The organism is Peribacillus sp. NPDC094092, assembly GCF_050279365.1.
Classification (GTDB): Bacteria; Bacillota; Bacilli; order Bacillales; family DSM-1321; genus Peribacillus.
The window spans coordinates 878427-902349 of sequence record NZ_JBNNUC010000001.1; the positions used below are offsets into that span (position 1 = coordinate 878427).

20 protein-coding genes are annotated in these 23923 nt (G+C 38.2%); 4 read left to right on the top strand and 16 right to left on the bottom strand.

What is annotated here, in order from left to right:
- Positions 1-369: 369 nt before the first annotated feature.
- The 3 genes from ACQKNS_RS04120 to ACQKNS_RS04130 form a co-directional block, all read right to left on the bottom strand.
- The gene (locus tag ACQKNS_RS04120) at positions 370-600 is read right to left on the bottom strand and encodes a cyclase (protein WP_427641326.1); all 231 of its coding nucleotides are present in this window, start codon (positions 598-600) and stop codon (positions 370-372) included.
- 639 nt (positions 601-1239) lie between these two features.
- Positions 1240-1821, bottom strand: coding sequence for a cupin domain-containing protein (locus ACQKNS_RS04125; protein ID WP_427641328.1), 582 nt, complete (start codon positions 1819-1821; stop codon positions 1240-1242).
- 304 nt (positions 1822-2125) lie between these two features.
- Complete coding sequence (locus ACQKNS_RS04130) at positions 2126-2593, bottom strand: hypothetical protein (protein WP_427641329.1); 468 nt, start codon at positions 2591-2593, stop codon at positions 2126-2128.
- Positions 2594-2987: 394 nt separating this feature from the next.
- Here ACQKNS_RS04130 and ACQKNS_RS04135 point away from each other — a divergent pair, with 394 nt between their 5' ends.
- Positions 2988-3491 carry a hypothetical protein gene (locus ACQKNS_RS04135; protein WP_427641330.1) on the top strand — a complete coding sequence of 168 codons (504 nt, stop codon included), beginning with the start codon at positions 2988-2990 and terminating at the stop codon, positions 3489-3491.
- Between the two features lie 758 nt (positions 3492-4249).
- On the opposite strand, the gene ACQKNS_RS04140 is transcribed toward ACQKNS_RS04135, so the two are convergent.
- The 3 genes from ACQKNS_RS04140 to ACQKNS_RS04150 form a co-directional block, all read right to left on the bottom strand.
- Positions 4250-4747: a DinB family protein gene (locus ACQKNS_RS04140; RefSeq protein WP_427641331.1), complete on the bottom strand. Its 498-nt coding sequence runs from the start codon at positions 4745-4747 to the stop codon at positions 4250-4252.
- A 491-nt stretch (positions 4748-5238) separates the two neighbouring features.
- A complete protein-coding gene (gene pepV / locus ACQKNS_RS04145; RefSeq protein WP_427642125.1) occupies positions 5239-6645 on the bottom strand; it encodes a dipeptidase PepV in 1407 nt (468 codons plus the stop codon).
- 1885 nt (positions 6646-8530) lie between these two features.
- The gene (locus ACQKNS_RS04150) at positions 8531-8902 is read right to left on the bottom strand and encodes a hypothetical protein (protein ID WP_427641332.1); all 372 of its coding nucleotides are present in this window, start codon (positions 8900-8902) and stop codon (positions 8531-8533) included.
- Positions 8903-8984: 82 nt separating this feature from the next.
- Here ACQKNS_RS04150 and ACQKNS_RS04155 point away from each other — a divergent pair, with 82 nt between their 5' ends.
- The gene (locus ACQKNS_RS04155) at positions 8985-9932 is read left to right on the top strand and encodes a right-handed parallel beta-helix repeat-containing protein (protein WP_427641333.1); all 948 of its coding nucleotides are present in this window, start codon (positions 8985-8987) and stop codon (positions 9930-9932) included.
- A gap of 340 nt (positions 9933-10272) precedes the next feature.
- Here ACQKNS_RS04155 and ACQKNS_RS04160 read toward each other — a convergent pair whose 3' ends face one another.
- Both ACQKNS_RS04160 and ACQKNS_RS04165 read right to left on the bottom strand, forming a co-directional pair.
- Entirely contained in the window at positions 10273-10965 is a 693-nt protein-coding gene (locus tag ACQKNS_RS04160; RefSeq protein WP_427641335.1) for a phage tail protein, read from the bottom strand.
- Between the two features lie 394 nt (positions 10966-11359).
- Positions 11360-12457 carry a hypothetical protein gene (locus ACQKNS_RS04165; RefSeq protein WP_427641337.1) on the bottom strand — a complete coding sequence of 366 codons (1098 nt, stop codon included), beginning with the start codon at positions 12455-12457 and terminating at the stop codon, positions 11360-11362.
- Between the two features lie 486 nt (positions 12458-12943).
- Between ACQKNS_RS04165 and ACQKNS_RS04170 the strand changes: the two genes are divergently transcribed.
- Positions 12944-13153: an Arm DNA-binding domain-containing protein gene (locus tag ACQKNS_RS04170; RefSeq protein WP_427641338.1), complete on the top strand. Its 210-nt coding sequence runs from the start codon at positions 12944-12946 to the stop codon at positions 13151-13153.
- Positions 13154-13376: 223 nt separating this feature from the next.
- Here ACQKNS_RS04170 and glnA read toward each other — a convergent pair whose 3' ends face one another.
- From glnA to hflX, 4 genes are all read right to left on the bottom strand, one after another.
- Positions 13377-14711 (bottom strand): type I glutamate--ammonia ligase, encoded by a 1335-nt coding sequence (gene glnA, locus ACQKNS_RS04175; RefSeq protein ID WP_076368570.1) that lies wholly within the window; start codon positions 14709-14711, stop codon positions 13377-13379.
- A 38-nt stretch (positions 14712-14749) separates the two neighbouring features.
- Positions 14750-15154 carry a MerR family transcriptional regulator gene (locus ACQKNS_RS04180; RefSeq protein ID WP_076368569.1) on the bottom strand — a complete coding sequence of 135 codons (405 nt, stop codon included), beginning with the start codon at positions 15152-15154 and terminating at the stop codon, positions 14750-14752.
- Positions 15155-15350: 196 nt separating this feature from the next.
- A complete protein-coding gene (locus ACQKNS_RS04185; RefSeq protein ID WP_427641340.1) occupies positions 15351-16619 on the bottom strand; it encodes an aminotransferase class I/II-fold pyridoxal phosphate-dependent enzyme in 1269 nt (422 codons plus the stop codon).
- 12 nt (positions 16620-16631) lie between these two features.
- A complete protein-coding gene (gene hflX, locus ACQKNS_RS04190) occupies positions 16632-17885 on the bottom strand; it encodes a GTPase HflX (RefSeq protein WP_427641341.1) in 1254 nt (417 codons plus the stop codon).
- Positions 17886-18053: 168 nt separating this feature from the next.
- Between hflX and ACQKNS_RS04195 the strand changes: the two genes are divergently transcribed.
- The gene (locus tag ACQKNS_RS04195) at positions 18054-18662 is read left to right on the top strand and encodes a trimeric intracellular cation channel family protein (protein WP_260288877.1); all 609 of its coding nucleotides are present in this window, start codon (positions 18054-18056) and stop codon (positions 18660-18662) included.
- Between the two features lie 38 nt (positions 18663-18700).
- Here the strand turns inward: ACQKNS_RS04195 and spoVK are convergent, their stop codons facing one another.
- From spoVK to ACQKNS_RS04215, 4 genes are all read right to left on the bottom strand, one after another.
- Complete coding sequence (spoVK, locus tag ACQKNS_RS04200; RefSeq protein ID WP_427642126.1) at positions 18701-19657, bottom strand: stage V sporulation protein K; 957 nt, start codon at positions 19655-19657, stop codon at positions 18701-18703.
- Between the two features lie 393 nt (positions 19658-20050).
- Entirely contained in the window at positions 20051-20284 is a 234-nt protein-coding gene (hfq, locus tag ACQKNS_RS04205; protein ID WP_034313436.1) for an RNA chaperone Hfq, read from the bottom strand.
- A gap of 3 nt (positions 20285-20287) precedes the next feature.
- Positions 20288-21208 (bottom strand): tRNA (adenosine(37)-N6)-dimethylallyltransferase MiaA, encoded by a 921-nt coding sequence (miaA, locus tag ACQKNS_RS04210; RefSeq protein ID WP_427642127.1) that lies wholly within the window; start codon positions 21206-21208, stop codon positions 20288-20290.
- Positions 21209-21573: 365 nt separating this feature from the next.
- Positions 21574-22896, bottom strand: coding sequence for a sensor histidine kinase (locus ACQKNS_RS04215; RefSeq protein WP_427641342.1), 1323 nt, complete (start codon positions 22894-22896; stop codon positions 21574-21576).
- Positions 22897-23923 lie beyond the last annotated feature (1027 nt).

The window sequence follows — 23923 nt, forward strand, 5'->3', positions numbered from 1 at the left end:
AATTATACATGATAATTCAATTAAACGGTTACTAATCAACAATTTGTCCCGCTTGGTACAGGATACAAAACTACTACTTCTTTCTACCTTCTCCTATCACTAATTGAGGAAGTTTATTAAAATTCATTACCGTCGTCACTTTTTACGAATGCTCTGTATACTGAAGATTATCTGGTATTTCTCCAGTTCATTTTGAATCGCAACGCCACTATTTCTTTTATCTCATCATTTGAACGTATTAAATTAAACTAAACTGCCCTTTTTCGTTTCACAAAGAAAAAGCTGCCTTATAGACAGCTCCAATCATAAGCTGACGCACGGTTAGTTTAACCCATTCCACCTATTTAACAGCTCATTTTCGTTGGTTTATTATTCAAACTTCTTATCAACAGTTTTTCTTTTATGTTTTTCATTAATTATTTTTTTATTGAGTATCCTAACTTCCCCAACCATTAGCAACCTCATATCCTCTACGATATACCTCGCTAGCTCTTCTTCAGTAATGTCATCTTTATTAATATCAAGACGAAAATCCTGCCCCTGTAATCCACCACCATTAGTAAACTCGATTTCAAAGTCGAATTGAACTCTTTTCTCCATTTTAAATCCACCTTATATTGGTTTTTATTTATATATATATTCTAGTTGAATGAAACAATACCTTCTTGAACTATCCTGCCCCGATAGTTGATTAAGAACAAACTAAAATGGACCCTTGTTTGTTCCTTCCTTGATTTTGGAAGCAGGATTTCCATTAATTAAATTTTCTTCCTGAACCCATCTAAATAAAAAATAAATCGAATTCTGTGACCCAGACTAGATGGCTTAAGCTTATTAGATGCTTTTCCCAATAAACGAATTAGTTGATAGTTCATGAATCGATATATTTCCAAAACCATTTACCAACATGGCTTAAAAATGGATTCAGCAAATCAAAAAAAACTTCGCAGCTAGTGTGGATTTTCATATAAACCAGGTGCTTTATAATGAGCAGATTGATATCACGGAGTTGGTGAAGAAGGTTAAGCCGACCTTTTAAAGTTTTAAAACTAAAGTTATTCCACGGGATCACAGGCAAGTTTTTTTATATTTGACACCTCACCTATTTTTTATTTAAAGCTTTATGTTCTGGCATAATCAATGCTGCTTGTCATTCCAGTAAACTCTCTGACACGAGTTGTCCCCAACAGAAAAAAACCCCTTCCAAGTTAAGGAGGAGGGTATTATTTAAGGGTTAATCTATTGCCATATCCGATGATCTTCTTCAGAGGCCAATGCATCAGCTTTGGTAACATGAACAGTGCCAAATGGATGGTTAGGAGGAGCATATATCGAATAAAGTTTTAGCGGAATATTACCTGTATTGGTTACATTATGCCATGTACCAGCAGGTATCATTATTGCATAATCATCGTAGACGTTTTTTACGAAGGTTAAATTATCCTGTCTATTCCCCATTTGAACAACCCCTTGACCTTGTTCAATACGTAAAAATTGGTCAACGTTAGGGTGAATTTCTAAACCAATATCTTCACCAACTTTAAGGCTCATTAATGTGACTTGCAAGTGTTTTCCTGTCCATAAAGCGGTACGGTAGGTAGTGTTTTGTTTCGTAGCTTCATTGATATTCACTACAAAAGGTTTTGGTCCATTATCTTTTACCTCAATATTATTTCTTCCGTTTGATGATTGTGAATAACCCATTTGGTTTGCATTATTAACACTCCAATAATCAGGATTTCTTACATAGTTATACATTGGAACGGTAACATAATATGGATTTTGATATTGATAGGGATAGATATAAGGAACATAATACATTTTTCTCAACCCTTTACAGTATTTGAAATTATCATATGCACTTGTTAAGTGAATGTACTTTAAACAAAGCTATAAATAATACGCCCCTACTCAAAGCGAGTTTTTATTGAAGGTGCCCTTACGCTGATTTGAACGTAAATACCTTCTTTGCAGGCACGTTTAACATCTCTAATGCTGAGCTTTCACAACTGAATGAATACCTCAGCCCATTTTTAATTGGTCGATCCAATAACGTTTATAATAGTACGGTCATTTTCCATCGTCTCCTTTTAATTTTTTCAATTTAGGTAACAAAAAAAACGCCTTAAAGCGTTTCATCATTTTCTAAATCATTAGGTGTTTTAAATGCAAAATGCTTCTGTATTATTTTGTAATAACCATAAACTATTAAATAGGCCAGTAAATAACTGACTGCAGACCAATATATATTCCACCCATTTCGATATTCTAACTTGCCAAGTAGGACAATAACTAATTCAAAGATATTTGTACCTAATGTAAATACTAAAAAATTTGTTATAACAGACATTTTTTCAAAATGTATGCTGGCAATAAATAAGCAGCACACTATCGGATAAAATCCTAAATCATATAAAATTGCAACAAGTTCTTTATCCATCTTCCAAAAGTAAGCAAATCCAATTTCATTTATGAAAAAACTTGTCGCTGATCCAATCGGATAAAAAATAATGAATAGCCTTGTTTGATTTCTAAACAAATATAACCCTAAGAACCAAGGAAGTATAAAACCAACAATAATATGAAAAAGCATACTTCACTCCTTCTTCACTTTATAACCATATTAAATATCTTGCCCCATTAATTGTACAAAGCATACAAAATACTTTTTACGGTGCATTAAAATAAAAATCACCTAATGGGCAGCTTATTTTCAATTAACTCATAAAAGCCAGTTCCACCTAGGCAAGCGAAAGCTCCGGCCTGCCTACCCAACGGGGTAGACACTTAGATATATATTCAACAAAAGACAGAATGCGGAGCAAAGCGATTCTTTGTATAATTCTGAATTTCACTCTACATTTAATTTTTAATAGGGAGAGTGCTCATACACTTTTTGAAACTGTTCATATAATAGGACATACAGGGATACTTGTCCAAAATAATTCGACCTTGAAAAGTAAAGCAAATAAAGGAGTGATCTGGTTATGTCTTATCACGAGGATTGTTGTAAGAAGAAAAAACGCTGTGATTATGAACATCATGATGATTGTTGCAAGAAGAAAAAACGCTGTGATTATGAACATCACGATGATTGTTGTATGAAGAAAAAACGCTGTGATTATGAACATCATGATGATTGTTACAAGAAGAAAAAACGCTGCGATTATGAACATCACGATGATTGCTGTATGAAGAAAAAACGCTGCGATTATGAACATCATGATGATAGTAACCGTAAATTAGAAAATATTCAATTCCAACTTCAACAACAGCAACAAAAACAAGAACAACTTCAGGCTCTGCTTCAAGCCCAGGCTCAACTTCAAGCCCAACTTCAAGCCCAACTTCAAGCCCAGGCTCAATTCCAAGCCCAACTTCAAGCTCAACTTCAAGCTCAACTTCAAGCCCAAACCCAAAATGATACCGATACTATTTCAAACGTAGGTAATCCAGTTGTGAATGTAAATGTATCCTATGATACTCTCTAGTTATAATAGTTAGTGTCATAGTGAAATTAAATGCCGGAGATATCGTAAAAATTTTTGCTTCTAGTACAACTCAGGGTGTCCTTTTGCCAAGGAAAGCAACTCAGATGCGAGCGATTCTTTAGGAAAACGAAACCTGCGGTGAGTGCGAAGAGTAACAAATTCAAGAACAAAATGATACAAGCAGCTGGCTAAAGATGTAGTGGGTCTTGATGTTGAAGTGAAATAAATCAGGTTCATATTAATTATTACCCCACAAATAAAAAAACCTGACACCAGAGGTGCCAAGGCTTTAAAGCTATTCATACATGGACATATATTGTTCGCGTTCCCATGGGGATACTCTTTGGATTTGATGCATTTGTCAGAACACCCGTTCATATAATCTTTTACTAGAGAGCCACTAGGTACGCTTTATTTCTAGTCCTTTTTTTTTTGAAAAGTGAGTTAGCACCAATATAAATTAAATAAATACCACCCATAACTTTTAGTGCTGTAAAGATTACAACCGTTAAACTCAATCCCTAAATGTGTTGTACATGCAAAAAGACGCCTTCTTATTTAAGAAAAGCGCCCGACTGTCGAACAATGAAATATGCGAAAGATCGCTATGCAAATACGTTCTAATTTATTTGACTATCATACTTTAGCCATCCAGAAAGCAGGAAAACCACCCGCTCCACCATAGAGAAAGAAAAGGGCTTCACACCGTCAATACTGCTTCTACGGCTGGGCAAGGAAGGTCGCTGAATTATGGTGCTTTAGGACCAATCAACGCCACCCCAAGAGGATTGCAACTTTCGCAACAGAACAATTTGGCCGAGATGATACGTATCGTGCATCATGATATTGCTGAGTAAACGCTCAATAGAGTACCTGTTAGCTGCATACGGAGCTTTTAACTTTTCATCGTTAAGTTCCGCAATGACCGTTTTTAATTTATTCATGACTTCATTGAGGCGCTGCACTGTCTGCGCCCATCCAATTTCGTCTTCTGGATCCCCCGGATTTCCGAAGGTTTCTTCATTGTCTTCTGCCTTATGCGGATTCTCTGTGCCCTTAATTCGATGGATTACATCTTCATTCCAAAATATCAAGTGGTTGACAATCTGCCAAATCGAATTGCTGATTCCCGAACTTGTCCATGCTGCCTCAGCTGCGATGACTCCATGAAGCGCCTGATCCATGGATGCAAACCAATCATTCTCATGGCAATGCATGTCGAATTGTTCTAAAAACATTTTTGTTACAACTTGCATACAACCAATCTCCTCACTGTTTAGTGTAATCTTCCAAAGTTAAAAGACAAGAAAAAATCTGACTAAAGTATAAATTAATCGGTCCTAAAAAGGTAAAAACCAAATCCAAGCGGTCCCTTCCATATTGGATATGCCTTTCCCCTCCAGCTTCTAATTCTCCCCAACATGGCAGGGTAATCGAAATTTCCGGGTGACGATAACAATAATCCTCAATCAATTTCAAAAAAATCATTCATACGCATAAAATAACCTTCATTTTCGACTGTCGGCCATTTAACGAAAAAATATTCTCAATGAAATACTCCAATCAATTTATTTTGAGAATACAACAAAACCATGATCACTAAGACTTATTCGGCTCAACCAGCTTTTATTCCTTCATCATGACAAATAAAGTACCCTAGAGGGCAGACCTTTTTAAGTGTCTACCCTCTAGGGTACTTATTTTTCTGGTTGACCTGTTGGCTAAACGACATACCTGGCCTTTGATTTTATAAGTGGCTTAATTCATATAATGCATTGGCATAGATGGCTGTCGCTTTGATTAAATCATCGATTTCTATAAATTCATCAATTTGGTGAGAGCTATCTACCTTACCAGGGAAAAGCGCACCGTAAGCCACTGCATTTTTCATTAACGCTGCATATGTTGCCCCGCCTGATGTTAAAAGTGTGGGTTCATCCCCTGTAATCGATTGATAAGCCGATTGTAGTGTTTTAATCATTGGATGATTGGCAGGAATATAATGTGTAGAGAATTGTTGCGCATCTGCGATTGTAAAATGGCAGGTCTCAGCTTTTTTCGTGATCATTTCAATAGTATGTTGGTAATCATTATTTAATGGGAATCGAATGTTCAACTGAATTGAGCCACCAGCTGTATGATTGTAATTAAAAATGCCGGCATTAACCGTTAAAGGTCCGAGCACATCTTCACTGTATTTGATTCCCAATTTTCCCCCAAAAGGATCTCTATATAGGCTGTTTTCGGCAAATGAGATAAATGATTGGTCACTACCCGCAAAGCTTAATGAGCTTAAGAAATGCAGGCACTCCAGTCCGGCATTCACTCCATTTTGCGGTTCCATACCATGCACGGTTTTACCGTAAAGGGTTAAAGTAATCGTTTCATCAGACTTGCTGACCTCTCCATGCAGCCCCTGTTCCGTACAATATGTTTTAAAACGATTCACAAGTTCCTCAGGTTGTTTCGTTTTAATTTCAGCAGCGGCTTTTCCAGGTACCATGTTTCCCCTGTCACCCGAAGAAAAGTTAACTAAAATAGTTCCATGTTTTTCTTCTTCATTGCCACTTAAAGTCAGTTTCACGTTAATTTGCCCTTTTTCGGCGTGCACCATCGGAAATTCATTATCAGGAGAAAAACCGTAAGTTGGCGCGGGTTCTACGTCAAGATAATGTTTCATACAGCGCATACCGCTTTCCTCATCTGTGCCATAAATCATGCGGATTTTCCTTTTTAAAGGAAGGCCAAGGCTTTTCAATATCTTTAACGCATAAAATGCTGCCATTCCCGGTCCTTTATCATCAATGGTACCGCGGGCATAGAGCTTTCCTTCTCGAATAGTTGGCTCATAAGGTGGTGTTGTCCATTTTCCAGGAGCAGGAACCACGTCGACATGGGCAAGTACCCCAATGTAATCTTCAGACTCTCCCCATTCAGCAAACCCGGCAAAGCCGTCTAAGTTTTTTGTATTAAAACCTTCATTTTTGGCTAATGCCAAAACATAATCCAATGCTTCGCCAATCTTTTCCCCCATTGGATATTCGGGAGTACTCGTTGTTAAATCCTTAACACTCGCAATACGCAATAAGCCTTCCAAGTCCTTTAAAAGATCATCTTTTCTTTTTTCCACTTCTGCCAGCCAATTGATTTCCATCACAACCTCAACTCCCTTCTCTATTATATTAATTTTATCAAACTGAATGTATAAATAATCCTGATGAAATAAAAGATATCAAAATGGTTAATTCGGCCTTATAACGTGAATCATTAACATTATCTTTATAAAATATTGGAAATAAGCAGTAAACCCATTCTCATACTTAATATGATGTATCCTTTATACTTTGGCTGCCCTTTGTAAAGTAAGTTGTTAAAACCACAAATAATTAATGATAGCGAATTAAATGGCAACGACATTAGTAAACCCATTCCAACAATGAGGCTTTTAGTATGAATTACACAGATAAGACGGTCATTAAATTACCCCTTTACCCTACCCTTCCTTTTCAAGAGAAAGAATAATCCCATCACATTCCCACAGTAACATCGATAAAAAGTTGTTTATACTTACTAACCCTCGGTAATACTGCAACAACGAATGCTATTAATTAAGTCACTTAATATGAAAAATGTCCTTGAATAATTTTTTTTATTTTTTTCGGGCATTTATCGGGCAGTTGATAACTTCATTAGATTTTATGAATGAATGCCCGAAATAAAAAAAACCCTGACACTAGAGGTGCCAAGGGTTTGAAAGATTAATATATTGACATATATTGTTCGCGTTCCCATGGGTGAACTTGTGTGCGGAACATGTACTATCCGTTAATATAGTGTCAATCTTGCACAAAAACACCTATTTATAAGGGTTCCTTTGAAATTTACATCAAAAAAAATAAATCATAATAACTCAAGCATTATCGGGCATTTACCGGGTGATTTTCGGGCATTATTTTAGGTTTATTACACGAAAGAGTATGTTTCAATAAGAGAATTTTTTATTATTCCTTTAGTTTATCCGATCAATCTTTTCTATTAAAGGTTTTTGCTGATTTTCTTATGCTACTAAAGGGGCAGGATAGTTGAGAAGAAATCGAAAGATTAAATAATGTTTTCTACAAAGAGGTGAGAAAATATGATTGATAAAATCAGAAGTAGTTGATTAAGATTTAAGTGATATTGTGAGTGAGGTCAGATTTTAGTTATTTAATTAAAGGCGCTTTAAATGAATAAGGATCATAGAAATGATCAAACTTTTTTATAAAAAGAAGATTTATATCTACTAGGTAAGAATCCATTTTGATCAATCTTTTTTTCAAAATGGATTCTTTTTATAATCGTAAAATACCGGTTTGCGAAGTGCTTTTGATCAAAGTTTATTTCAAAGCTACAGTTGGGCCGAATCAGTATCAAACTTTTCCAGTACTTTTAATAAAATGGTTAAAATGATTGTGAACACAATCTCTACAATTAAAAATACCGGGCGATAATTCAACTGAAGTTAATCCGATTTTTGCTATTCCAAAGTATCCTACATACGCAGCTAAGAATGATAACTACTGAAATTGTAAAGCCTAAAAATCCAAGTTCGTTTAACTTTATCTCAGTCAATCCACACATGCTTAAAAGTGAAAATAGCTAAATTCAGGCTAGAGAAATATTGATTTTTGAACAAATAAAAGAGACCACTTAATGCCGCTCTTCTTATATCCCCTATGGAACTAACACACCCATTAGTTTAAGTGAAAATATTCACAGTCTTTATTTTTTAACACCTTTTCTTTTTTAAGCCACCTGCCCATACATAGGTGAATAAACACCATATTATATAAAAAATTTGGTCATTTATTTTTCCCACACTCTTCTTTCGTAATTATCCATACCATTAAAATGAAAGGAATGTTTTCCTTCGATATGTCTAACCACACACCAAGAATTATCAGCTTTGATTCTCATTTACAAAATTCCCCTTGTTGTTCAGAAAGAATCCTTCCACCCCAAGGGTGCAATTTCTTTCCGCCTCGTTGTGAACCAAAGATTCAAATGACGATTTCTAATGGTGTCAACGGTTGTACCTTTAACATTACTGGTACAGTTACATGTTCAGGGCAACCAGTTTTGTCCGGAACGGTTTCCTTAATAGCATCATTGACTTCTGGGATAGGTTCAGTTACCGTTAGTCCTACTTTTGCATCTGTCAACAACGGCACATTCTCTGCAACATTAACAGCAACACAAGTTACAATTGGAATCGCAGAGGTAATGGCAACTACCATAGTAAATGGAATTACTGTATCAACGACTGCGACGACTAGTATAATATGCCCAAGTTCTTGTGCTTTTAGAACTTGTACCGTTGATGTATCCTGTGGAGGAACATTTCCTTGTCCTCCCCCATCTGGAATAACCATAACTGTTGGTCCTGGACCTGGCTTTAATTTTTCTACTATTCAAGCCGCAGTAAACGCCGCAAATAACGGAGATATAATACTGGTGTTTCCAGGTACTTATCCTGAACAAATTACCATTCCTGCTGGTAAGGATAACCTCACCATCATTTCTCAAACACCGCAAGCAGCAATCATTACACCACCTCCAATGGGTTTGATAGGAAACTTTTCAATTGTTACTGTAAACGCACGATGTACTAGAATTTCAGGTTTTACCATTACTGGTCCATCAACGGCCCAGGGAAATTTAAGAAATGGAATTTTTGTCACGATGGGGGGGTCAGCAGTAATTGAAAACAATTTAATTACAGATATAAGGGATAATCCATTATCCGGTCTCCAACAAGGGGCAGGTATAAATGTAGATATGGGTTCTGCACAAATTATTAACAACATAATTACCAGCTACCAAAAGACAGGAATTCGAGTGAATGGTGCTGAAAGCTGCAGTGCTGTTTTAAATAATACAGTCACTGGGGTAGGAGCAACAAGCGTTATTGCCCAAAATGGAATACAAATATCTCGTGGGGCAACAGCAATTGTTCAAAATAATACTGTAACAGGTAATATTTTCACTGGTCCAGGGGGTGTTGTATCCACTGGTATCTTATTATTTCAAGAAGTTGCAACAGCACCTGTTTGTGTCGAGTTCAATAACATGTCCAATAACGATGCTGGTCTCGCTTTGGCCTCGACCACTGGGGCATTGGTACAAGGAAATAACTCATCTAACAATACCCAATTGGGCATATTGGTAGATTCGGACTCCACTAATAATGTATTTATTCGCAATACTGCACTAGGTAATCCAACTTTTGATATTGAGGATGACTCAGTAGGTCAGCTATCTGCTATGACAGGTAACTTTTGGCTATGTAATACGTGTAATAAAGATAATAAAGGCGGGGCAATATGTTCATCTGTTAGTGAATTCCCAGAACTACCGGTACCTGCACCAGTGCTAAGCAATGTATCAGTATTAGTGGATTAGTTTCAAAGGCGATTTTTGGTTGTTGAGTTATTTTTAACTACTTTCATCCGATTTAAAATAATCAAATTCGTCTTAAGAATTTGACAATGTGAAAACCCATTCTTACAAAAAAAGAACTGGGTTTTTTGCTTTTAGAATTTAATTTATCGGTACTTTAAACCAATCAAATAGACTTTTGAGCTCTTGATGACCTTATTAGGAGTTATCAAGGGCTCTTAATAATATATCATTATTTATAGAATCTAGAGCATCCTGTCTTAGATAATTCCCTAAGTTCTGCGGCTACCTCTGGTCCAAATAAAATATCTTTTGAAATTACTTTTGCAGTCTGGGCCATTGCTTACTTAGAGAAAGGACATGCAACAGCATGTGTATTTACTGCTCTCACTCGGAAGTACCATTGTTCATTTGCGTCTGCCTTATGAGTGTGCATGCTGGATATGCCATTCCAGACTAAAGTGAACCCTGGAATCTGGGAAGCATATACCTCATAGTTGGCAATATAAAGTGCATTTACAAAATCCCATTCCACTAAAAAATTTTGGAATAACCCTATAGCAATGAAATTCTCTGGTTTAGCAGGTGTCATATTTTCAATTTTTCCGTCTGTTATCAGCTTATTCCCACTATTGTTCCAAATACCAGTATTATCATTCAATTTTGATTCCATTTGATCAAGACGAGCATCATCAGAATACAAGTCGATGAAGTTTCCTAGTTCTACCGCACCCGAATTTTCCGGATCCGAAACATCATACTCAAAGCTTATTACTCTTTCCTCGACCTCTATAGGTTTAGAAAAAGAACGGTCAATAGCGAAGGTTGTATCACCCAGGCGAACCTTTTCATGTTCATAACCAGTGACGTCTTGGGGTAAAAACACATCCATTTCATAATTTTCAATAGGGTGCTTTTGTTCTTGCAAAGCTTCCCACTTTTCTTGAAGCAATGCTGCGGCATCTTCTTGCTCACTACTTTCGAAAATTCCTTTTCGATGACGTAAAGTACCATCCTTATTTTTACGTCTAAACATATCCTTCACAGATGAAGCAGATTTTTCTTTTCTTTTTCGCTCTTATCAATTTCTTGTGTAGGATTTACAGCCTCATACACAAAAGGAATAAAAACAGGTGTAAGATACTTCACTGTTTCAATTTCATCTTCCTTTACTTATTTTACCAATTCGATCATGTTTCTTTTTAAATTTGCCATTTCATAACATTCCTTCTTTTTTTAAACTAGGCTTGAAACAAATAAAAAGAGACCACTTATAATTGCGGTCTTCTATAGTGCATTCTATGGAACTAACGCACTCTTTAACTAAATTTGGAAATATCTTTTAACAAATCATAGGATATAGTGAATCTGACCTTTTAAAAGGTTTAAAAAACCGTTCTAAACGCGGTCTTTCCTTATTTATTCAAATGTTAACTACTGCTCTCTTCACTACTTTCATCATGAGGTGAATGTGGAGGATAATGGTGATGATGGTCGCTGCTTTCTTCCCGGTCACACTGGTAAGCTAGTGTTGCAGGGTCCGTATTGCCAAACGTCAGATACCACGGCATTCCTAACGGTCCTCCCGACATAGCTGGAGGCACGAACACATCATATGTCTTGTGATGGACGTTGTAGCGGCGTACCGAACCTGTGTATGGTCCCGCAGGAGCCCCCGTATCAGGGTCAGACGGGCCATTAATGGGGACAAACAGTTTTCCGTCCGGTCCGAACAGGATTTCCTGTGCAAAAGCGCGCGGCTGTCCTACGACATCAAGATCAATTTTTTCAAGTAACTTGCCCTTGCGTCCGTCGAAGATTAGAATTTTATCCGTGTCACTCGCGTCCCTTCTAAAACTTGTGATATAGAGGTTGCCGTCAGGACCGAATACCAAACCTTCAGGACGATTGAGGTCGCTGAAGGGGGAAATGAACACTCCACCGAACGCCCCTGTTTTTGAGTTATAGCGCACTACCGATCCACCAAGCTGACCTTCCGCAGTATTAGGATTGTTGCGGATGGATACATACAGATCGCCATCCGGCCCTATGACTACACCGCGGGGAAAGAACTCCCCACTGGGTGGGTGGGTAAGGTTCCTCATAAACGTCGCGGTATTGCCATTATACTTATACATCCGAACTTCCCCATGCTGGCCGTTTTCTTCAATCACCAGGTCAGCCACAAACAGGATATTGTGTTTCGAGAGGACGATGCCTCGCGGAGCGAATGGGGCGCCAGTTGCGTCAGATTTAACAATTTCACCCAGAAACTCCCCAGTTTTACCATCGTACTTCAAAACGTTGCCGGAACCCTCATTGACTTTCTGGTTTGTGACAAGTAGATTGCCTTCATGGTCGAAGATAAGTCCCCGCGGACCATTCAAGCCGTTGTTGCCTGATGCGACAAAACTGCCAAGGAACCATCCCGTTTCTGAGCCAAAAGTCTTCACGGTGTTATCGAAACCGTCTCCAATATAGAGAAAGTCGCATTCGAAGGACCTGTCCTGATTTTTTTGTTTATGCATTTTATCACCCTTTTAAAAACATATTTTCAGTAAAAGACTAGATTTTACCTATATTAATATATTCTTAAGGAGATTTTTCGTATAGGACTTGACTGCTGATAAAATAGCATATTTTTAAAGTAGCCTGCCCCGTTAGTTCATCAAGGGAATCAACAACATCCTTAAACAGAGCCTTCTAATACAAGAGCAGGCATTAAGCCACTCTTAGATTTATTTAATGACTGGTTTACCCAGCTTGTTCTCAGAGGACAATAGTTCCTCTATTCGTTATTCCTCAACCTTTTTATTGCCTGGTTTCGGAAATGTATCCCCTTTTCAATAAATCTTTCCCTTGTCCTGAAGGTCTTTAAAATCAACTGTGACTTGAGAGGTTTTTACAAAAAGCCTTAGGGAGATATATTGAAAAATACGGCGATTATATGTATCACGAAAACCTTATTATTCAATTGAATCCACTCAATATTTTTGAAAAGAAGGAGAGGAAATATGGCTAAATTTTATAAATACAAAAAGAAAGGCCAACAAAGATTTTTGGGAATATCGAATCTACTATCAGGATCCCATAACAAGAAAGACCAAAGAAAAATCAAAAAAGGATTTGAAAGTAAAAAAGAAGCCCAACTAGCAGCTGAAGAAATGGAAGGAATGATTCGCGAAGGCTACGAAATAACACCTGAATCATTAAAGACGTATTGAATGCGTGGCTAAATGAATATAAACGTGGTACAGTCGCCAAAAATAAATGTGAATTATTATACCATATTTCAAAAACATATTACTTATTAATAAATCTCTTGATTTTCAAGAAGCAAGTAAGGATCAAAGTAAAACTTTGGACAAGTTTCCACCCTTTTTATTTTCGCTTTTCAGCCACAAATAGAAAAACCCCTGACACCAAAGGTGTCAGGGGTTTGAGATATTAATACATTGACATATATTGTTCGCGTTCCCATGGGTGAACTTGTGTTCTAAACATATCCCACTCGATTTCTTTTGCTTCGACGAAGTGTTCAAGTAAATGTTCACCTAATGCTTCTTTGATGACTTCATCGGATTTTAATGTTTCCAATGCAGCATATAAAGTAGCTGGTAGATCAACGATACCTACTTCTTCACGCTCTTCTTTATTCATAACATAGATGTTGCGGTCAACTGGAGCTGGAGGAGTCAAGTCGTTCTTGATACCGTCAAGACCAGCTTTTAGCAGAACTGCAAGTGCCAAGTATGGGTTTGCTGCTGGATCGACACTACGTACCTCTACGCGAGTACTTACTCCGCGTGAAGCTGGGATACGGATTAGCGGGCTACGGTTTTTAGCGGACCATGCAACATAACAAGGAGCTTCGTAACCAGGAACTAGACGTTTGTATGAGTTAACAGTTGGGTTTGTTACCGCAGTGAAGCTTGGAGCATGCTTAATGATACCTGCGATAAATTGCTCAGCTGTTTTACTTAATTCCAATTTACCTTCTTTATCATAAAATGCATTTTCGTTGCCTTTGAATAGGGAAACGTTACAGTGCATACCTGATCCGTTAACACCGAACAATGGTTTTGGCATGAATGTTGCGTGTAAACCATGTTTACGGGCAATCGTTTTAACAACCAATTTAAATGTTTGGATGTTATCGCAAGCTGAAACTGCATCTGCATATTTAAAGTCAATTTCATGTTGTCCTGGAGCTACTTCATGGTGGGATGCTTCGATTTCAAATCCCATTTCTTCAAGCTCAAGAACGATATCACGACGGCAGTTTTCTCCAAGGTCTGTAGGTGCAAGGTCAAAGTATCCGCCTTTATCGTTCAATTCTAGAGTCGGCTCGCCTGCTGCATCCAATTTGAATAGGAAGAATTCAGGTTCAGGTCCAAGATTGAAATCTGTGAAGCCCATTTCTCTTGCTTCTGCAAGAACACGTTTTAGGTTTGCACGTGGATCTCCATCAAAAGGTGTTCCATCTGTATTGTAAATATCACAGATTAAACGTGCGACTTTACCTTTTTCGGAAGTCCAAGGGAAGATAACCCATGTATTTAAATCAGGATATAGGTACATATCAGACTCTTCGATACGTACGAAGCCTTCGATTGATGATCCGTCAAACATCATTTTATTATCAAGTGCTTTTTCTAATTGACTGACTGGGATTTCAACGTTTTTAATTGTCCCTAAAATGTCAGTAAATTGTAAACGAATGTACTTAACATTTTCTTCTTTCGCTAAACGAGTGATGTCTTCACGTGTGAACTTTGCCAATTTCTATTCCCCCTAATAATCATTCATAAATCATATTTTTATTGGAAAAAACGGGACATATCCCCTTGTCGAAGAGATGTTCGATGCTTGCTTCCTTGTAATAGCTCTGCACGCAGAAGCTTGCGAAGCTCCTCGTCACTAAGGTCCTGTCTTATCTTTTCCGCTTGTTCTAATTCTTGAGTTTTAGGTAAATTCTGTTCCTTTACAGTGAAAATCTTTTTGATGCCGGCCAGATTGACTCCTTGTTCGATTAAGTCTTTAATCTCAAGCAGTCGATCGATATCGTTTAATGAAAAAACCCGACGATTTCCATCTGTTCTCATAGGAGTAATAAGTTGATGCTCTTCGTAATATCGAATTTGGCGTGCAGACAACTCAGTTAGCTGCATGACGATTCCGATGGAAAAAAGAGGCATCGAACGCCGAATGTTGTTGCCGCTCATTCTTAGCATCCTCCTTTTGTTTATCTAAAATTATCTTATACCATGTTATTAAACTTGTCAATACGATGTTACATTTTATGACGTGGTTTTTTTCGGAAAAATTAAATGATTTATTACTACTCAAATATTATGACTATTACTTTTGCAGGAATCCAATTGTATTTGGATTCCCCTAACATACCTACCTTAATTTCATTTACAATTGAATCAGCTTTTTGTCCATTAGCGCATTCACCGCAGTCAATACAGCCACTTTAACATGGGCATATGTCAATCCGCCTTGAACGTAGGCAACATATGGAGCCCTTGTCGGACCATCTGCCGTAAGTTCAATGCTGGCCCCTTGTATAAAGGTGCCCGCAGCCATGATTACATCGTCTTCATATCCTGGCATATAGGCAGGATATGGCGTCACATGTGAATTGATTGGTGAAGCATATTGGATGGCCTGGCAGAAAGCAACCATCTTATCCCTGTCATCGAATTGCACGGATTGAATCAAGTCAGTTCGCTTCGCATCCCATTTTGGAGATGTATTCATACCGAGTTTTTCTAAAAAGGCAGCAGTGAACATGGCTCCTTTTACAGCTTGGCCCACGACATGTGGTGCAAGGAAGAATCCTTGGTACATTTCCTGCAGACTATAAAGCGACGCACCTGCTTCAGCCCCTATTCCTGGGGATGTTAACCGATAGGAGCAAGCTTCAACCAGGTCCTTTTTACCAACAATGTATCCTCCGGTCTTCACGATCCCGCCACCGGGGTTTTTAATGAGTGAACCTGCCATTAAATCCGCTCCGACATGACATGGTTCTTGTGTCTCGACAAACTCTCCATAACAGTTGTCCACAAACACGATGATTTCAGGGTTAATGCCTTTTACAAAAGAAATCATTTCCCTTATTTCATCAATCGTAAAGGAAGGCCGTGTAGCATATCCTTTTGACCGTTGTATACCGATCATCTTCGTATTTGGTTGAATGGCTTGTTTGACGGCTTCGAAATCAACGGTTCCGGTTTCCTCTAACGGAACGGCCTTATAGCTGATCTGAAAATCACGCAAAGATCCGATACCCGAACCCCGGATGCCTACAATTTCCTCCAAAGTGTCATACGGCTTTCCAGTTATGTATAACAATTCATCCCCTGGGCGCAATATGCCGAAAAGAGCGGTGGAGATGGCGTGTGTGCCTGAAATAATTTGGGGGCGCACCAATCCAGCTTCCGCTCCAAAAACATCTGCATATATCAATTCCAGCGTATCGCGGCCCATATCGTCATATCCATACCCTGTAGTCGGGATGAAATGGGAATCACTCACTCTATGTGTTTGATAACTTTGTAATACGCGGAATTGATTTTCTTCAATTCGTTCGTCCACTTGCTTATGTAATGGAGAAATCATTGCTTCCACTTCCTCGGCAATGGTTTTCAACACTTCTCCATTAGTTAACTGCTGATACATCAAAATTCCCCTTTATAATGAATATTTCTCCAGCTGCCCGGTTATTGGATGATCAGCTAGACAAAAACCCTTGCATTCATACCTTTCCGATTCTTCATTAAAGGAGAGGGTGCGCAATATGGTTTCATTTTTCAGCTGTGATAATAATTTACCCTCACTCGACGGCAGGAAAACATGATACGGGACCATTTCTTCAATCACGTACTTTTCAATTTCTTCCATGATTTGATTCAGGTCCGATTTTTCATAGGCACTGATCATTAATGAAGCACGGCTTGCTGACCTGACAAAATCAGTGTGAATCTTATCTTTCTTATTATACAACGTTAGCTGTGGAATGGAAGGGACATCTAAGTCATTAAGCAAATCCTGCACCGTTTTCTGATGATTAAAGTAATCTGTACTTGAGGAATCGACCACATGGAGCAAAAGATCCGCTTCTTTCACTTCTTCCAGGGTGGAACGGAATGCGGCAATTAAAGATGTCGGCAAATCTTGTATGAATCCAACCGTATCCGTCAGCAGCACGGTAAATCCACTAGGAAGGATCGCCTTTCGTGTCATGGGATCCAAAGTGGCGAACAATTGGTTCTCTTCGTATGAATCCGCCTCTGTCAAACGGTTGAACAGCGTTGATTTACCTGCATTCGTGTATCCCACAAGTGCAATTTGAAAGGCTTTATTACGTTTCCTTCTATCGCGATAGCGTTCACGATGCTTCACTATTCCGCTTAATTGTTGTTTGATTTCATCTATTTTCCCGCGGATGTGGCGTCGGTCGCTTTCCAGCTTCGTCTCCCCCGGTCCCCTGGTGCCGATTCCGCCTCCTAGCCTGGACATCTCCGTTCCCTGTCCGACCAAACGCGGCAATAAATATTGGAGCTGGGCAAGTTCAACTTGAAGCTTCCCTTCTCTGGATCTCGCCCGTTGAGCAAAAATATCCAAAATCAGCTGTGTCCGGTCAATGATCCTTGCCTCCAATTGTTTCGAAAGGTTCCGGATCTGGCTCGGGGATAGTTCATCATTAAAGATAAATAAATCCGGTTCCAGCTCCTCTTCCAGATTCCGAAGTTCCTCCACTTTTCCTTTTCCTATATATGTAGCCGGATCGACACTCTCCCTCTTCTGGGAGATGGTCATTAAAACCTCCCCATTCGCCGTCTTCGCCAAAGAAGCCAGTTCATCGAGTGAATATTCAAAACGTTCATTAGCATCAGTTGTTTGACACCCAACCAAAATGGCCGTTTCCTTTTTTGTTTCTTCCAAATCACATGCACCACTTTCTGGTAGATTTCAGTTAATCATAACAAAAAAATTGAATATATAAAAATTTCCTCAAAACGAAGCTTTTAACCGTTTTAAAAATTCCGATAACATGCTAAAATCAAATTTGGCTTTACCATCAAAATCGAAAAGACATAGAGGGACATTCATATGACATGGGAAGTATTAAGCTTAATAGGTACGATTGCATTCGCTATTAGCGGAACCATCATCGCCATGGAAGAAGAGTATGATATTTTAGGGGTTTATATTTTAGGAATCATAACCGCCTTTGGCGGAGGGGCAATACGTAATCTGTTGATCGGTGTCCCCGTTTCAGCTTTATGGGATCAAAGTTTCTATTTTGTCATCGCTTTAGTATCCATCACCATCGTTTTTGTTTTTCCTACAAACCTTTCAAAGCACTGGGACAGATGGGGAAACCTCAGTGATGCCATCGGCCTTTCAGCCTTTGCCATCCAAGGGGCGATGTATGCTGTGGAACTTAACCACCCAATAAGCGCAATCATTGTATCAGCTGCATTAACCGGATGCGGCGGCGGGATAATCCGTGACGTGTTAGCTGGAAGAAAGCCATTGGTCTTCAGAAAAGAAATCTACGTAGTATGGGCCATCATTGCAGGCTTGGCTTTAGGCAGTGGTGTATTATCCCAGTCATGGCAGCTTTATTCGCTCTTTGCCGTCATCACGATATTGCGAGTCCTATCTTACACCAATAATTGGCATCTTCCTAATAAGAAATGGGTGCCTAAAACATAAATTTAAAAAGCCCGCCATCTTGGTGGGCTTTTCCATGTCTATTCTTTCTCATCCTCCTCGAAAATCAAATCTTGGCTGGTAAGCGTCAGTAAATCGGATTTTTCAAATGAATCTTCCAGTAAAAGCCTCATTGCCTGCGCCCTAATAGACTTTTCAAGTACATTGCGGATATAACGTCCGTTGGAAAATGAAATAGGACCCCGGAATGAACGCAATATGATTAAATGTTCTTTTAGTTTCCTTTCGGCATCCCGATTCATTAGATACTCCTTTTCCTGCAGCATCCGATCGGCTATTTCCATTAATTGTTCAATCGTATAATCCGGAAAATCAATAACAAGCGGGAACCTGGAATGAAGGCCAGGATTAAGGCTGAGGAAATAATCCATCTCCCTCGAATATCCAGCAAGGATCAAAATGAATTCGTGCTGCCGATCCTCCATATGCTTGACAAGGGTATCTATGGCTTCTTTTCCAAAATCCTTTTCGCCGCCTCTTCCCAAGGAATAGGCTTCATCAATAAATAGGATCCCGCCAATGGCCTTTTTAATTAAATCCCTTGTTTTTTGGGCAGTATGACCAATATATTCACCGACCAAATCTGCCCTCTCCGCTTCAATTAAATGCCCTTTCGAAAGTACATTCATTTTTTGAAACAACTTACCGATTAAACGCGCAACCGTCGTTTTCCCTGTTCCGGGGTTTCCTTTAAACATCATGTGCAGTGCTTGCCTGCCTGTTTTCAACCCCTTTGCCTCACGTTGTTTATTGATGTAAATCCAGGCATATATCTCTTTTATCATCCGTTTCATTTCTTCCATTCCGACCAGCGATTTCAGTTCATCTTCAATTTCTTTCAATGCCACATGCTGGTGGGGGATTTCCTGCACCAAAATTTCTTTTATCGGCAGATCCTTTTGTAACGCTTTTCTGTTTTCCGCATTAAACACAATATTGATTTGCCCGTTATTTTTCATACGGATCGGTTGTTCCAATGCATTCACCTCTCCATCTTGGACCCTGACTCCAACACCACAAATTCGATTTATGATGGTCATAGGCATATGCAGCATAGCCAAAACCAACCCATCGGAAAATTCGTTTATTTCTTTTCGAGATTAAGCGCCTTTCCTACCTTGTAAGCGACTTATTCTGACAGGATTTTTTCTTCGAAGGATTCATTTTGACAAACTCCATTCCCTTTCACCATTTTATTAGGGGTAATGTCATTTCCTGCGGTTTCCCGGAAAATAATCCGTTCCTTAATATATATTCAAATCAGGTTGGTAAAATTATCGATTCTTTGAAAAAGAACGGAGAAGTGCATGCAAAAAAAAAAAAAACAGGTCGCTATTAGCTAAACCTGTTTTTTACATTCATTTATATGATTATTCCTTCACTTCGTAATCAATCTGAACATTACGTTGTGGAGCAAATGTAGAGATCGCATGTTTATAGACTAATTGTTGTTTGCCCTCTGATTCAAATAAAACGGTAAAATTATCGAACCCTTTCACTTGTCCTCTAATCTGGAAACCGTTTAATAAAAATACCGTCACATACGTACCATCTTTACGTAATTGATTAAGAAACTGATCTTGAATATTTACTGATTGTTTCATGTATTAGTCCTCCTCTTTTCTCTCTAAATTTATGTATTCGCCTTCACTGAAAAGCTTTCCTGCTATAAATCCAGATATTTCATGTATTTTTTTTGGAAAACCTTCGAGATCGGTCATATCAAACCAAATTACATCCATTTTATTCCGAAACCAGGTCAATTGCCTTTTTGCATATCGACGGGAGTTTTGCTTTAATGTCTCAACTGCTTCATCCAATGAAGCCCTTCCATCAAAAAAATCATAGATTTCTTTATAGCCTATAGCCTGGATTGATTGGCAATCCCTCAAACCTTTTTCATAAAATGACTCTACCTCTTTAATCAGCCCTTCTTCCACCATGCCATCAACACGCTGATCGATGCGTTGATATAACTTTTCCCGCTCCATAGTCAATCCAATGATGCACGTATCATATTTCAATTCTGTAGGCTGTTCAGTCAACTGCTCACTCATTGTTTTACCAGTACAATGAAAAATTTCTAGTGCCCTTATCACCCTTCTTACATTATTAGGATGAATCCGATTCGCGCTTTCCGGATCAACGCTGCGTAATTGTTCGAAAATGGGATCAATTCCTAACTCCCTAACCTGTTTTTCGAGTCCCTCCCTATAAACAGGATCGGATGGCGCCTCCGAAAATTGATAATCATATATGACCGATTGTATGTATAATCCTGTTCCGCCGACGATAATGGGAAGTTTCCCCCTGCTTTGGATCTCCTCGATACAAGCATTAGCCCGTTCCTGGAACTCCGCCGCACTAAATGGTTCATCAGGGTCTTTAATATCAAGTAAATAATGAGGAATACCCTCTGTTTCTTCCCTCTTGATTTTTGCAGTCCCAATATCCATCCCCTTATACACCTGCATGGAGTCTCCGCTAATAATTTCACCATTAAATAACTTTGCCATCTCAATGCTCATCTTTGTCTTCCCAACAGCAGTCGGTCCAATGATAACGAGAAGTTTTCCTTTTTGTTGTTTCACAATCTCACTGCCTTAATTGATTTTTTCCCTATCTTATCATAATCTCGATGAAAGCAGCTAAACATCTACCCATTATGTCCAATTCAGGTACTTTTATTCAACTTTCCCCCGTAACAACCGACATCTTTATATCACTTAGAATGTCAGAGTGTAAAATGCCGATGCATTTGAGGCTCACGGCCCCATTGCTCCTTCCCCTGCCAGAAGGGCTATAATCCATTTAATAGAATCGTAAAAAAACATGATTCCTTCTGCATTTAAGGAATCATGCCTTTTTTCCATTGTATTTCCTTTAGATCAATTTAGCCAATTTTTCCATTTACGGGTATGATCATCGTAACGGTCGTTTCTTTTTCTGAGGATTGTACATGAATCTCTCCATCGTATCTGTTCACTAAGTCTTTAACGATGAACAATCCTTGTCCGCGAACTTTGCCCTTTTGTGCCTTTTTGGTTGAAAATCCGCTGGCGAATATATTCTCCAAATCTAATTCCGAAATCTTTGGTCCGGTGTTCGTGACCATAAATGTATACTTTTCATCATCAGCTTTGCAGGCAATATTCATCCGGCGTTCTTGCTCTGGCAATTCAATTGTTGCCTCAATCGCATTGTCGATAACATTTGATAGCAATTTAATCAAATCGATTGTTTTAATTCGATTGAAAGATTCGGATGAAACATCAACATCAATATCGATGTTATAATTCTGGGCCGAGAGCCTTTTTGTCTCTAACAGAACAGATAAGCCCGGGTGAGTCACATCCAATTTCATCGATTCAATTGAATGCACTTCTTTTGAAAGACCGGTTAAGTATTCGAGTGCCTTTGCGTTCTCCTCTAATTTAAGCAGCCCATGTATCACCTGAATATGATTGGAAAAATCATGCCTTAATGAGCGGACTGAAGCAATGAGTGATTGAAATTCCGATTGATACGTATCTTCGGTATCCCCCACTTCACGTGTCAGTTCCTTTTGATACCATCTTTGAATGACAAAAAAGGTAACCAGCAGCATGATAACAAATCCACCATTATACACAAGAATGGCAATGCTGCTTTTCAATACCTTGCCGTTAATGGCATTAATATCTTCTGCGCTCACATCAATGCCCAAAAAACCAATTATATCGCCAGCTTGATTTTTCATCGGCACTCCAACAGTCAAATACTCACCATATTCCGGGTCTTCTAGAATCCCGGTAATGAAGTTTTTGCCTTCATACCCCTTTTTAACCTGCTCCGGCGGAACAGTACATACACCACCGATAGGAAAATCCCCTTTATGATCCTTAGAAAATCCAGTAATCATTGCCTTAGATACTTCCGGATTATCAATCATGATCGTATAAACATATAATGCTCCTATTTTTTCACGGGCATCCTCTAAGTAAGCTTTTATATCCCAATAATCCCGGCTTTTTACTGGGTTATTGAGAAATCGCTGATACGCCTCTATATCCATCGAGTCGGCAATAGATCTAGCAGCTACCAAGTTTTGATTAGCAACGGATTTTTGCACAGAATTTTTAATGCTTAAATATGTTGAAAACATATTTAGAAGAATGAAAACAATCAATAAAAGAATGGTCAAATAAAGAAATGCCCTTAACTTTTTATTTTTCATAGGATTAAAACTTACCTCATCTCTAGCAGCTAAAAGTTAACGAACCTATTCTGAGTTTACTATATAAAGTGACAAAGAAATAGAAAAAAATCTAATAATCTCTATAATTCCAGGTATATAATACTATATTTTATCAAGTAATTAACAGATTACCCACTAATTTTCGATCATATAACTTTTTCATATTTTATCTGCATTGAATCAACTAATATCTTTTCCAATTAATCATTCATTCCCAATAATTAAATTAATATAATTATTTGTAAGAAAAAGGGGAAAATTGACGATGTTGGGTTTGGCATTTCCTCTTCAAATAAATAATTTTACCCTTTATATGAAAATATTACAAGAATCTAGAGGTATTGTCTGTAAAATTACACCATAATACACATATTTTATATTAAGTTGTGCGGAAATAGTGAATCATTTCTCTTTCAATAGTTCATATTAACTAGTTCATCATCCAGGAAAATAAAAATGGAATCAGGGCCTGACCCCTGATTCCATTTACATATGATAGCTTTTATTTAATCGAATTGATGACTGCCCGCTCATACATCTTTTTTGTTACTTGATAATATAGCAGTTGAAAAAGAAAATACATTCCGATGACCATAGCAGAATAAACGAACAAGTTGGATCCCAATAAATTGCTTAATGCCACGTAGGCGATGATGGCATGAATCATCCCTATCAGAAAAGGAGCGAAAAAGAGGATGCGTATTTCCGCACTTAAAATTTGCCGTATTTCTTTTTTGTCAGTCCCAACCGATGAAGGGCATGAATTTGGATTTTCTTATCTTCTAAACTCGTAAAAACTCGCAGATACAACATGCTTCCTTGGACGATAAAGAATAATAAACTGACAAACAAGCCGATAAAAAGGATCAAAATGCTTCCCTGTTTCATTTCTTGATAAATCGGAGCTCTTGTTTGCAATTGATCATGGGCTGGATCATTAGACATTTTTTCGATTTTACTGGATGTTTCCATTGATTCTTCCCAATCTCTAATTTCATACCCTCTT

Coding starts and splice junctions, on each gene's coding strand:
- ACQKNS_RS04185 (WP_427641340.1), bottom strand. CDS start 16,619: ATGTATCAGCAGTTAACTAATGGAGAAGTGTTGAAAACCATTGCCGAG.
- ACQKNS_RS04130 (WP_427641329.1), bottom strand. CDS start 2,593: ATGCTTTTTCATATTATTGTTGGTTTTATACTTCCTTGGTTCTTAGGG.
- ACQKNS_RS04125 (WP_427641328.1), bottom strand. CDS start 1,821: ATGTATTATGTTCCTTATATCTATCCCTATCAATATCAAAATCCATAT.
- ACQKNS_RS04195 (WP_260288877.1), top strand. CDS start 18,054: ATGACATGGGAAGTATTAAGCTTAATAGGTACGATTGCATTCGCTATT.
- ACQKNS_RS04160 (WP_427641335.1), bottom strand. CDS start 10,965: ATGTTTAGACGTAAAAATAAGGATGGTACTTTACGTCATCGAAAAGGA.
- ACQKNS_RS04215 (WP_427641342.1), bottom strand. CDS start 22,896: ATGAAAAATAAAAAGTTAAGGGCATTTCTTTATTTGACCATTCTTTTA.
- ACQKNS_RS04180 (WP_076368569.1), bottom strand. CDS start 15,154: ATGAGCGGCAACAACATTCGGCGTTCGATGCCTCTTTTTTCCATCGGA.
- ACQKNS_RS04165 (WP_427641337.1), bottom strand. CDS start 12,457: ATGCATAAACAAAAAAATCAGGACAGGTCCTTCGAATGCGACTTTCTC.
- hfq (WP_034313436.1), bottom strand. CDS start 20,284: ATGAAACAATCAGTAAATATTCAAGATCAGTTTCTTAATCAATTACGT.
- ACQKNS_RS04150 (WP_427641332.1), bottom strand. CDS start 8,902: ATGGTTATTCCAGATGGGGGAGGACAAGGAAATGTTCCTCCACAGGAT.
- ACQKNS_RS04135 (WP_427641330.1), top strand. CDS start 2,988: ATGTCTTATCACGAGGATTGTTGTAAGAAGAAAAAACGCTGTGATTAT.
- ACQKNS_RS04120 (WP_427641326.1), bottom strand. CDS start 600: ATGGAGAAAAGAGTTCAATTCGACTTTGAAATCGAGTTTACTAATGGT.
- miaA (WP_427642127.1), bottom strand. CDS start 21,208: ATGAGCATTGAGATGGCAAAGTTATTTAATGGTGAAATTATTAGCGGA.
- ACQKNS_RS04140 (WP_427641331.1), bottom strand. CDS start 4,747: ATGCAAGTTGTAACAAAAATGTTTTTAGAACAATTCGACATGCATTGC.
- ACQKNS_RS04170 (WP_427641338.1), top strand. CDS start 12,944: ATGGCTAAATTTTATAAATACAAAAAGAAAGGCCAACAAAGATTTTTG.
- pepV (WP_427642125.1), bottom strand. CDS start 6,645: ATGGAAATCAATTGGCTGGCAGAAGTGGAAAAAAGAAAAGATGATCTT.